Origin of the sequence: Priestia sp. FSL P4-0332, from assembly GCF_038005845.1 — a bacterium.
Taxonomy (GTDB): Bacteria; Bacillota; Bacilli; order Bacillales; family Bacillaceae_H; genus Priestia.
Map to the genome: position 1 here is coordinate 1 of NZ_JBBOUA010000008.1, position 10,620 is coordinate 10,620.

At 33.5% G+C, this 10,620-nt stretch carries 13 protein-coding genes; 6 read left to right on the forward strand and 7 right to left on the reverse strand.

What is annotated here, in order from left to right; translation table 11 throughout:
• Nucleotides 1-58: 58 nt before the first annotated feature.
• Nucleotides 59-589, reverse strand: coding sequence for a hypothetical protein (locus MKY06_RS30540; protein WP_098580164.1), 531 nt, complete (start codon nt 587-589; stop codon nt 59-61).
• A gap of 754 nt (nt 590-1,343) precedes the next feature.
• Here MKY06_RS30540 and MKY06_RS30545 point away from each other — a divergent pair.
• Nucleotides 1,344-1,649, forward strand: coding sequence for a hypothetical protein (locus MKY06_RS30545; RefSeq protein WP_098580158.1), 306 nt, complete (start codon nt 1,344-1,346; stop codon nt 1,647-1,649).
• A 717-nt stretch (nt 1,650-2,366) separates the two neighbouring features.
• Here MKY06_RS30545 and MKY06_RS30550 read toward each other — a convergent pair.
• Complete coding sequence (locus MKY06_RS30550) at nt 2,367-2,849, reverse strand: MerR family transcriptional regulator (protein WP_176536193.1); 483 nt, start codon at nt 2,847-2,849, stop codon at nt 2,367-2,369.
• Nucleotides 2,850-3,091: 242 nt separating this feature from the next.
• Here MKY06_RS30550 and MKY06_RS30555 point away from each other — a divergent pair, with 242 nt between their 5' ends.
• Both MKY06_RS30555 and MKY06_RS30560 read left to right on the forward strand, forming a co-directional pair.
• Nucleotides 3,092-3,277, forward strand: coding sequence for a hypothetical protein (locus MKY06_RS30555; protein WP_098580161.1), 186 nt, complete (start codon nt 3,092-3,094; stop codon nt 3,275-3,277).
• A gap of 207 nt (nt 3,278-3,484) precedes the next feature.
• Nucleotides 3,485-4,342, forward strand: coding sequence for a replication initiation factor domain-containing protein (locus MKY06_RS30560; RefSeq protein WP_098580162.1), 858 nt, complete (start codon nt 3,485-3,487; stop codon nt 4,340-4,342).
• Nucleotides 4,343-4,527: 185 nt separating this feature from the next.
• Here MKY06_RS30560 and MKY06_RS30565 read toward each other — a convergent pair whose 3' ends face one another.
• Nucleotides 4,528-4,854 carry a DUF3969 family protein gene (locus MKY06_RS30565; RefSeq protein ID WP_340962388.1) on the reverse strand — a complete coding sequence of 109 codons (327 nt, stop codon included), beginning with the start codon at nt 4,852-4,854 and terminating at the stop codon, nt 4,528-4,530.
• A gap of 66 nt (nt 4,855-4,920) precedes the next feature.
• A complete protein-coding gene (locus MKY06_RS30570) occupies nt 4,921-5,397 on the reverse strand; it encodes a hypothetical protein (RefSeq protein ID WP_340962385.1) in 477 nt (158 codons plus the stop codon).
• Between the two features lie 922 nt (nt 5,398-6,319).
• Between MKY06_RS30570 and MKY06_RS30575 the strand changes: the two genes are divergently transcribed.
• Entirely contained in the window at nt 6,320-6,442 is a 123-nt protein-coding gene (locus MKY06_RS30575) for a hypothetical protein (RefSeq protein WP_255255833.1), read from the forward strand.
• Between the two features lie 502 nt (nt 6,443-6,944).
• On the opposite strand, the gene MKY06_RS30580 is transcribed toward MKY06_RS30575, so the two are convergent.
• The 3 genes from MKY06_RS30580 to MKY06_RS30590 all read right to left on the reverse strand — a co-directional run bounded on the left by MKY06_RS30580 (nt 6,945) and on the right by MKY06_RS30590 (nt 8,893).
• Nucleotides 6,945-7,667, reverse strand: a complete 723-nt coding sequence (locus MKY06_RS30580) for a hypothetical protein (RefSeq protein ID WP_098278741.1) — start codon at nt 7,665-7,667, stop codon at nt 6,945-6,947.
• 250 nt (nt 7,668-7,917) lie between these two features.
• On the reverse strand, nt 7,918-8,268 hold the full coding sequence (locus tag MKY06_RS30585; protein WP_098278740.1) for a helix-turn-helix domain-containing protein: 351 nt from the start codon (nt 8,266-8,268) through the stop codon (nt 7,918-7,920).
• Nucleotides 8,269-8,419: 151 nt separating this feature from the next.
• The gene (locus MKY06_RS30590) at nt 8,420-8,893 is read right to left on the reverse strand and encodes a replication/maintenance protein RepL (RefSeq protein ID WP_098278739.1); all 474 of its coding nucleotides are present in this window, start codon (nt 8,891-8,893) and stop codon (nt 8,420-8,422) included.
• A 635-nt stretch (nt 8,894-9,528) separates the two neighbouring features.
• On the opposite strand from MKY06_RS30590, the gene MKY06_RS30595 reads away from it, so the two are divergent.
• On the forward strand, nt 9,529-10,062 hold the full coding sequence (locus MKY06_RS30595; protein WP_223269072.1) for a DUF3967 domain-containing protein: 534 nt from the start codon (nt 9,529-9,531) through the stop codon (nt 10,060-10,062).
• Nucleotides 10,063-10,294: 232 nt separating this feature from the next.
• Nucleotides 10,295-10,447, forward strand: coding sequence for a hypothetical protein (locus tag MKY06_RS30600; protein WP_218006350.1), 153 nt, complete (start codon nt 10,295-10,297; stop codon nt 10,445-10,447).
• Nucleotides 10,448-10,620: the final 173 nt, after the last annotated feature.

Sequence of the window (10,620 nt, forward strand, 5' to 3'; positions counted from 1 at the left end):
AAATCTTTTCTAACTTTTCTTGAGTGGAATAATTCAATAATAATTTATTCATAAAATGTTATTTTACACTCCATCCACTTTTAACTTTAACATCATATACTAAACCAGATTTACTTTGAAAGTAGTGTATGGATACTTTTTTTCCATTTTGATATCCATCTTTATATACTTTTTTCCAAGTGCCAGCTTCAATTTGTCTTAGTTCAGATAATAACTGTTTATTATTTACTGTAACATTCTTAGTGCCATTTTGTACGGCTTTAAATCCTGCAGGATATTTCGGAGCATATTTAATTGATTTATAAAGATGTCTAGAATATTTTATGCCATTGACTATAACGTACCTAATAATAGCCCCAACAAACATTGTTTGAAACTCTGGTTCTTCTGAAGATATATAATCCGGCATATCTTCCCCATAAGATTCATCGATAGACAAGTCCTCGTACCCAATGTCATTTAAAAATTCATTTTCATCTTCTAATACGACTTCCTCATTTTCATTTGAATTTGCTAGAGCTTGGTAGCTAGGACCAATCATAGAAAAAGAAAGCGCTAATGATAAGGTCCCAATTAATAGTTTCTTCATACATACCTCCAAGTTAATATTTTATTTAACAAATAATAGTTTAATAGTTTTAAATGGAAAAATAAACAATTTTTTCAATAAAATGTTTATTATGTGAAATGTAAATTTTGTTTACTATCTATAAAAAATATCTGTCAACGGTAAATCGCAAGACCGACAGGTCGAGAATTTAAGGAGTTGATAGATTCACCAAACCCAAACCCTCTTGGCACTCAAACAAACTCGTTTGTTTGACGCCAACCGGCGAGGGATCCCCCTCAAAGATTGAGGGGGCTGGGGGTGTTTGTAGAAGCCATTCCAAAGGGGCTTCCCTTTGGCAGGTGGTGGACAGCGTCCACGGTCTTTATGAAAAAGGGCATCCGTTTAGGATGTCTCTTTTCATTTTGGCGGAGCCAAACACAGGGAGGAATTCCGACCGCCACCTCGTAGAGCGCGCTCCCAATTTTATCGAAGATAAAAAATTGGTGTAGTGCGTTACACCAAATCTAAAATTGTGGTGTGCTAGACCCAAGTACAGTGGTCGAAATGGGGGATAGAGGGATGGCCAAATATGGGATTATCCGTATACAAAAGTTCCACAAAGACGCAATATTGGGGGTCCAGAAACACAACCAACGAGAAAGCGAAGAAACAAATGAGTCAGAAACTTGTACGGGATTTTTCATCTAAATAAAAGGAAAAAATCAAAGATGAGGTTAAGAGAGAACTAGATACGTAATATAAAGCCCATATAAGCTCTCTCAGCGATGATTTAATGATTGAAAAGCAGAAACATGAAAAAATGAAAAAAGAGCTTGTACAAGTAAATGGAGTGAATGAGAGCTTAACGAAGATGAATCTTAGTTATATAAAGGATTATGTGCCAAAAGAAGAGCTAGATAAGGCGAATGAGCAAGTTTATGAATTAAGAGAAGAGAATGAGACATTGAAAGCCTGGAAGGAAAAAGCGTTGAATTGGATTGATAGGAATGTCGAGAGGATGAAACAAATTTCATTTTTTCAATATATAGGTGGTATTGGGAAAGGAAATAAAGAGCAAGAGCATGAAATAGAACGTTAGAAGAAAGAAATATGATACAATTAAGTAAAAAAATAGGTGAAATTTTATGTTTAAAATTTTGATCAGAAATTCTTTAATATTAGCTCTTGGTTTTTTTTTTATCAATCTACGTATTACCTGAGGTTCTTCATGTAAATGAAACTGTTTCAAAATATTTACTAATGATACCTGCTGTTATATGGATTACTAGATCTGATGATAGATGGCTTCTTAATATGGCTTCTATATTTTTAGGATTATTAGGTCTTGCTATCGTTTTTATAATTTTTGGATTTATTTAAAGTGTGTTTTGTTATAAAGACTATATTTTTTCTATATGAACATATGAATAAAAGGTGCACTTTTTATTCATTCTTTCAATATCGACCCTTCAGTAAAATGTTGTTATATCAAGGATGTATAAAAAGCTGCATACTCCGGAAAAAGAACCCTCGGCGGAACCGTTCTGCGACAAGGGTTCTTTTTTGTGGTGTGTTCCGGAAAGAGTGATTATGTTAACTAACATTGCATACCTTATACAGCTTGAAAATACAGAAAAAAACTACCTTAGAGTTAGGGAGAAGGTAGTTTTTTTCTAGTCGTAAAATATAGATGTTAGCTGATGCCTCGCGGTGTCTTGGGTAGTTTGCTTGATTAAGATATAAATCATTCATAGAACTATGTTGTCTCGTATCAGAAGCAGGTTTAAGTCTGTTTCTTTAGCAATTAAGGATATTTTTAGTTTTTCCAAAACATCCACCATGCTTTCTTGTGGCCTGTCTGTTTTCTTAGTTCTTGCATTTGTCTCATGAGTTCTGTGACTTGGCGATCTCGTCTTTCTATTTGAGCTTTACATTTTTGTAGCTCTTGTTCTTGAATTTCTAGTCGTTTAATTATGTCTTCATATTGTTTGAGGTTAATAACAGATTCTCGGGAGCTGTCCTGACTGTCCTGTATCCTCTCCTGACTGTCCTGGGCACTTAGGACAGCGTGGACACACTCTGCTATAGTCATGCCACCTTGTTTGTGTAAATCTAACATAGCATTGAACATATGGAGATTATTTTCTGTGTAGATTGTTTTTCCTTTATTATTTTTAAAAGTAATGCCAACTTTAGTGAATTGGCTTTTGTGGTTTCTAAGAGTTGATGGAGTGATTCCTAATTTTTCAGCAAATGTAGAGCCATCGTATGTTCTTTCTGTAGGGACTACTTTTAACAAATCTATCCCTCCTTTGACTAAATCAATTATTCGTTACGAGGAGGTAAAAGTCCTGTCTGTCCTAACTGTCCTGGACGTCCTAACTGTCCTTTGTCCTGTCCGTCCTGTCCGTCCTAAGTGTCCTGGACGTCCAGGACACTTAGGACGGACGTTTGTGATGTGGGTTTTGGTAAAAATATGAAACTTGTAAAACATGGCAAAACAATGTATATTAAAAATAGAGTATGAGGGAGGTGAAAGTAATGAATAAAAATATCAATATGAATGTGCGCTTTGCGGAAAATGAATCTAAGATGATTGATGATTTAGTTGCTTTATATTCTAAGGATTCTTTTATTCCTCCTACTAAGTCGGATATTATTCGTCATGCTGTTAATGAACTTTATAAAGGAAAATTACTCGAAAAGAAAACTGCTTCTAATAAGTAATTTTGAAGAGGTGAAGAGATGTTTTTGGGGTCAAAAACAAGCTTAGTTTAAGCCGGCCTCTTCTAATAGCCGGTTTAAGGGTACATTTTTGGTTTACTACTACATAAAAAAAAGCTTTTGGTCCTTAGAGCTGCAAGGGTTATAGCGAAGGTCAAAAAAGGTCAGAACATGTGCTGTTTTATTTGTTTTTTAAAGGGGTGAAGATTTTTGGATGTTAGCAATATACTAGATATTCATTTTGATAGGATGACTGTATTAGGTGATTTAAATAGCAAGAAGGTTTTTTATTTAAAGGAACTTATTAAGAGTAACGATACTTCAGTTATGGATAACAAGTTTCATGATTATGTAAGAGGTAAATTCTTAAACGACTTAGTTTACTTTGAGTATGACAAATTAAAAGCTAAATCATTTAATACTCGGAATTTTAGAATGGAATTTAACCCTAATAATTTAAATACCATGCAAGTCGAATGGTTACAAACTAATGTTATACCCTTACTTTCTGATGTGGGTATTACTCGTTTGGATCTAGCCTTCGATGTTGATTTCGATTTGAGTGAATATCAATTCATACCTATAGGGAATTCAAGACAAAAGTCCACAGTTGAATTTAGAGACGCTGCAAGGAAGCTTGAAACCTTATATATAGGTAAACGTCAAAGTGATAAGATGCTTAGACTTTATAATAAACAGTTGGAACAAGAGAAGAAAGGGAATACTTCTAACTTACATACGTGGTGGCGTCTAGAGTTTGAGTTGAAAAGAGAGACGGTGGATGAGTTTGATGAAGTTTTTGATACTTTACAAATAAAGAACCCTTCTTTGAACGAGTTGGAAAAGATAGAGGATAGAGCAACTCTTTATTATCTCCTGGATCATCCACAAGAATGGTCCAACCTCTCAAAAAGAAAAAAAGAAAAATACCGTAAAATGTTAAAGGAAATCAAAGAGGAAGATATTACACCTGTGTTCAAAAAAGCGTTAGAAAAGAAAAAAGCCGAGTTGATGGCACAACTCGACAGCTGGTTCAAAAATCAATATAAAATTTTCGAGCATTGTTGATTTTGATAGCACTATTATAATCTAAAATACAGGTAATATTCCAGTAGTAAATATTACTGTTGGAGCTTTACAACGAGAATAGTGTCGAGAATTTAAGAATAGATATATAGCATGAATATAGATAAGACCGCCTTATACACTTATAGATAATGGGCGGTCTTTGTTATAGTTATGTCATTAATTTATTATTCATATATGTGATCATTAATTTTATTTTCAGCTCTATTTTTTAGAAGGTTTAAACATTGTATTTTTATCTCTTCTAAACTAGATTTAAGTTCATGTGGTATAAGACTTTCCACATCTTCAAGTTCAGTTCCTAGGTGTAGTATATTTAATAATTCTTCAGATGCTCCTTTTGTTTTCACTAAATTCATAGTACGAGGGCTAAATATCATTTTTTCTGCCTCTTCAATAGTAATTAACCCTTCTTGTAATGAAGTTATAACACCTATTGTATTTACAGCAAAATCTTTTCTAACTTTTCTTGAGTGGAATAATTCAATAATAATTTATTCATAAAATGTTATTTTACACTCCATCCACTTTTAACTTTAACATCATATACTAAACCAGATTTACTTTGAAAGTAGTGTATGGATACTTTTTCCATTTTGATATCCATCTTTATATACTTTTTTCCAAGTGCCAGCTTCAATTTGTCTTAGTTCAGATAATAACTGTTTATTATTTACTGTAACATTCTTAGTGCCATTTTGTACGGCTTTAAATCCTGCAGGATATTTCGGAGCATATTTAATTGATTTATAAAGATGTCTAGAATATTTTATGCCATTGACTATAACGTACCTAATAATAGCCCCAACAAACATTGTTTGAAACTCTGGTTCTTCTGAAGATATATAATCCGGCATATCTTCCCCATAAGATTCATCGATAGACAAGTCCTCGTACCCAATGTCATTTAAAAATTCATTTTCATCTTCTAATACGACTTCCTCATTTTCATTTGAATTTGCTAGAGCTTGGTAGCTAGGACCAATCATAGAAAAAGAAAGCGCTAATGATAAGGTCCCAATTAATAGTTTCTTCATACATACCTCCAAGTTAATATTTTATTTAACAAATAATAGTTTAATAGTTTTAAATGGAAAAATAAACAATTTTTTCAATAAAATGTTTATTATGTGAAATGTAAATTTTGTTTACTATCTATAAAAAATATCTGTCAACGGTAAATCGCAAGACCGACAGGTCGAGAATTTAAGGAGTTGATAAATTCACCAAACCAAACCCTCTTGGCACTCAAACAAACTCGTTTGTTTGACGCCAACCGGCGAGGATCCCCCTCAAAGATTGAGGGGTTGGGGGAGTTTTTAGGATGGGGTTAAGGGGAAGAGTTCCCCTTACAGGTGGTGGACAGCGTCCACGGTCTTTATGAAAAAGGGCATCCGTTGAGGATGTCTTTTTTCATTTTGGCGGAGCCAAACACAGGGAGGAATCCGACCGCCCACCTCGTAGAGCGCGCTCCCAATTTGATCGAAGATGAAAAATTGGTGTAGTGCGTTACACCAATCCAAAGTTGTGGTATGCTCCACCTACGAACAGTGGTCGAAATAGGGGATTGAGGGATGGCGAAATACGGGATTATCAGAATGCAAAAGTTCCCCGAAGACGAAATAACGGAGATCCAGAAACACAACCAACGAGAAGGAAAAGTTAAAATAAGAGGTTAAGAGGGAATTAGATAGTGAGTATAAAGCTCATATAAGCCATATAAGCAATGATTCGTTAATTGAGAATAAAATATACATAAAAAAATAAAAAAGAGCCGTGTGCAGGTAAATAAGAGTTATGAGCAAGAATTTGAGCGAGAATAAATCATTTATGATATAATGCCCGTTCATCAGCATATTCAATTTGAAGATATGAAGGTACTCTCTTTCAAAGAGAGTACCTTTTTACGTATAGTGAATAAATTCTTCACCTGTTAATGAAAATAGGAGGTTTTCTTATATGGACTACACATTTTTTCCGGTGGTTATTTCATTAGTTGCTTTAACATTTGCAATGCAAGCGCAGTTAGAAAATAAAAAATTAAGGCAACAAATTAGAGAGCTAGAAAGAAAACAGATTTAAGGTAACCTTATTAACAAAATAAAAAGCTACCTCGCCAGTGGAAGCGAGGTAGCTCATAAATAGGGTTCATACGTTGAAATTTGTAAAAAATAGTCTGATTATTAATATATCATATTCACATGGAAGATCAATTATGTGGAGTGTTTAGCATATGTATAAAAGGTGTGCTTTTTATGCATCATTTCTCCGACCACCTGTAAGGAGAACCCCGTCATATCAAGGATGTATAAAAAGCTGCATACTCCTGAAAAGGTGGCTGTCTTAGAACCCTTGTCTACCAAGGGTTCTTTTTTGGGTTGTGTTCCGGAAAGAGTGATTATGTTAACTAAAGATGTATAGAGTATAAAAAAGAACCTACTATACAAAACAGTAGGTCCTTTTTTATTTTCTTTTCAGCTTCTTAACAATTTTAAAGACTAAAAAGCCTATTAAGCCAACAATTATTAGAAATGTTATCAAGCCTGACGGGCTAAAAGTAATCATATATTATCATCCTTAAAAATTAAAATGCGTATAAATTAAAACTACCAGTTGTAGTGGTGATTCTAGTATAAGCGTTAGTATAAGTATATACAACAGCTACACCACCATATTTAACAGTCTCATCCATACTCCAAGAGGTTTTGTTTTTTGTGGTACTACTAGATTTTGAACCGTTGTACACTATACCTACGTAAGTTCCACCATTACCTAATAATCCATAAGCAACATTTGTCACGGTAGTTTGTATCTTTTTTACTTTTGAGCTTCCAGAAGTAATTTTAGCAGTCATCTTACCTCTATATGAATGATTTAAAGCATTAATATCTCCATAAACTCTTCCAGTGAAACTTACACCAACACCATAACTCTTAGTACTTTTACTAAAAGCTTGGCTACCAGAGTTTAATTTAATTGATTGAGTCTGAAACATAGGTTCAGAATTACTATCATTATCCGTAGAATCAGTAGGACTTGAAGCATATGCTCTAATGAATTCAGCATCTTCTGCAGAGAAAGGTTCCTCGATATCATATTTTGAATTAATTTCTTCGAATCTATCTGAAACTTGTTCATCAGATAAATTTTTATTACTTTCATATGTAACCTGGCTTGGATCAATTGGTTCTAGACTTTGGTTTGATTCTTCATTTGTGCTTGCATATGAAGAAGTTGGTAAACTGAAAATTCCTAATAACAATGCTAAAGTTACAAGTATAGCACTTACCTTCTTAATGTAATACATAAAGAAAATTCCCCCTGTTTTTTATTTTTCAGTTTCTAAATTTAAGCGACATTAGTCATACTAACATAACTATCCAAAAATACAATATATTTATAAAAATTTTATAAAATAGAATTTATGTAATTTTATACCTTAAGAAAGGATTATTAGACTAAACGAAACCATTAGTGTAATGAAGGTTGAGCGGTTTTGTTGTAAAAGAAAAAGCAGGCTTAAGCCTGCTCCTATTGCCTTTAAGGCTACTATATAGTTAAGAAATACTTATTAGTTTTTCTGAAGGTTCTTGATGTAGATTTTGAAATTGTTGAACAGCTTCTGTTATAGATGAGGTATTCAATTTCTTTAAGATACTTTTTCTTTGATTCTTAATCGTGCTTTCTTCTTTATGGAGAATGTCTTGTATTTCCGAAATAGAATGACCATCAATAGCAAGAGCAAAGACTTCTCGTTCTGCTTGAGTAAGCTGGCTCATGAATACTTTCTCTTTCAGGATTTTGCATTCTTCTTCTACACTCTTCAGTCGAGCAACTTCATCAACTAAGTCAGAGGCTACACTTAGAATATTTTCGATACTCATTAACAGTTTTTCGCTTTGATCCATGATAAGACCCTCCTATTTTTTGAGGGCAACCCATGCTATAATAAAATTGCATTCGAAAATTCATTAAGCAATGGGGTGTTTCTCTGCCAGGAGAAATGCCCTTTTTGTTTTGCTATGTTTAATCTTGCTGTTATACGTTTGAATCACCCCCTTAATCTTCTTCGTCTTCAGTTAACGCCGAAAGGTTTTTATATCTAAGTAAGATATCCATTCTTGATTTTTTACCGCCTTTAAAGATTTGATCAGGATTTACTTCATAATGACCGTTTTTTACTTTCTTTAAGAAATCACTTTCTTGTAGAGCTGTCATTGTATCTGCAATAGTTCTTCTGGAAATGCCAGTCTCTTTTTCAATCATTGAGTATGTATATAAAAACTGATTTTCTTTGTTGAGATTGTCCATAATAAAAGTTAGTATATGAATTTTCTTGTTCCCAATTAAATCAAGAGATTGAATTACATGACCTAACCAAACCTTATGAAAGTTAGCGTCTCTTTCTTCGATTTCAGTAACATTCATTTCAACGATTTCACCAGTATCTTGGTTTATATATTTCTGAGTTCCTGAAAACTTTATTTTCTTTCTAGTAGTCATTATTTTTTTCTTTTTTCCCTTTTCATCCATAAATCAGTCACCTCAAATTTCTATATTTAGTGTACTTTTATTATACTAAACGGTTTACTGAAAAATCAACAGTTTAATTTAATTAAACCAAAAGGTGCAAAAAATTAAACCAAAAGGTGCAAAAAATTAAACCGACAGAAAACCTCTTAAACTACTGATATATCAACGTTTTTAACCAATTTACTACTTTTTTTACTCTTATCTATAATTAATAAGGGCTATTTTCCATACAAGGTTCGAGTAGTATTTTTTAAGAAAGTCACTTAAAAAATCTCCACTCTTTTCTCCTTGCATTTCAAATTTCGGCAGGTTTGGTTATCTCGCCAAGCCGACCATACCCAAAACGAAGTTAATGATGATCGGCTTGTACTAGCAATTATACCTGCCGAACCGCCAGAGCAATCGTCCTAAAATATCTCTTACCTTAAATTTTAAATAACGTAAAAGGGGACTAGTCCCCAAACCCCTAGCCAGCACTCCACCCCAAAACGAAGTCAAACATCAAATTAATTAATCATTTATCAATTGATTAGATAGGAATTTCTCAAACATTCGACGAAAATGTACATAGTTTCTTAATGAGTGATTAGTAATCAATTAATTAATTCGACTGATTAATTAAGGAGTGAGTTTGTATGATGGATTGGATGAATATTAATGAGATTTCAAAAGTTATTGATACACCTGCTCCAACTGTAAGAAGATATATTCAAAAACATCAAGCTTTTCTAAATACTAAGAAGCAAGGTAAAAAGATCTTATTACACCCTGATTCAATAGAACTCCTGAAAAAAATCAGAAAATGGTATGTAGTTGATAACATGATTGATATTGAAATAGATAATAAGCTTAAAACCAGTGGTTACAAGGCTGTTATTGATGTTGAATCAATCAATCATGAATCAATTGAACAAGAATTGGACTCTTCTTCTTTAGATTTTGTGAAAGCTATGTTTAAAGAACAAAGAGCAATTAATGAGCAACTTATGGAGAATAACAAGCTATTGGTTGAAGAGATAAAAGAAATCAAACAAAGTTATAAAGAGGGCGAAAGTAAAAGAGAACAAAGGGATCTAGCTTTGATGGAAATCGTGCGATCGATGCAAGAAACAAAAAAATCAATCGCTGCCTCAGAAGAAAAAAAGAAGTGGTGGGAGTTTTGGAAGTAATGTAATTTCATGGGGAATAATGTCGGGAATTTACGATTAAACATGTAGCATACATATAGATAAGACCGCCTTATACACTTATAGATAATGGGCGGTCTTTGTTATGCGTATTCTCTAATTTCGATCGGTTGTCTAATTACATAAACAAGGTGTAGGCGTATTAGTGAAACTGAAAAATACAGGATAAACATAAAGCTTATGATTGGCAATTCCTAAGGAAGAGGGGATATTTTTGTCTAGTGATGAAAAAAGAGGGATAACAACAGGAATTGGAATATGTCTAGGGTTGGCGCTTGGGGCTATTTTTGGTTTGCTTTTTAATAATCTCGCTTTAGGCCTTGGAATAGGTGGTGCAGTAGGATTAGCAATTGGGTTGGGTAAGTGAACAAAAGGGTTTTATAAGGAATAAGAGTACTATATTCCGCGATTGTCAATGGTAAGCGGACCGTAGGGAGCATTAAGGAATTGACAATCTCTCCATACTAAGACCCTCTTGGCACTCAAACAAACGCGTTTGTTTGACGCCAACCGGCGAGGGAGCCCCCTCAAAAAGGTGAG

Coding starts and splice junctions, on each gene's coding strand:
- MKY06_RS30540 (WP_098580164.1), bottom strand. CDS start 589: ATGAAGAAACTATTAATTGGGACCTTATCATTAGCGCTTTCTTTTTCT.
- MKY06_RS30545 (WP_098580158.1), top strand. CDS start 1,344: ATGATTGAAAAGCAGAAACATGAAAAAATGAAAAAAGAGCTTGTACAA.
- MKY06_RS30555 (WP_098580161.1), top strand. CDS start 3,092: ATGAATAAAAATATCAATATGAATGTGCGCTTTGCGGAAAATGAATCT.
- MKY06_RS30570 (WP_340962385.1), bottom strand. CDS start 5,397: ATGAAGAAACTATTAATTGGGACCTTATCATTAGCGCTTTCTTTTTCT.
- MKY06_RS30575 (WP_255255833.1), top strand. CDS start 6,320: ATGGACTACACATTTTTTCCGGTGGTTATTTCATTAGTTGCTTTAACA.
- MKY06_RS30580 (WP_098278741.1), bottom strand. CDS start 7,667: ATGTATTACATTAAGAAGGTAAGTGCTATACTTGTAACTTTAGCATTG.
- MKY06_RS30585 (WP_098278740.1), bottom strand. CDS start 8,268: ATGGATCAAAGCGAAAAACTGTTAATGAGTATCGAAAATATTCTAAGT.
- MKY06_RS30590 (WP_098278739.1), bottom strand. CDS start 8,893: ATGGATGAAAAGGGAAAAAAGAAAAAAATAATGACTACTAGAAAGAAA.
- MKY06_RS30595 (WP_223269072.1), top strand. CDS start 9,529: ATGATGGATTGGATGAATATTAATGAGATTTCAAAAGTTATTGATACA.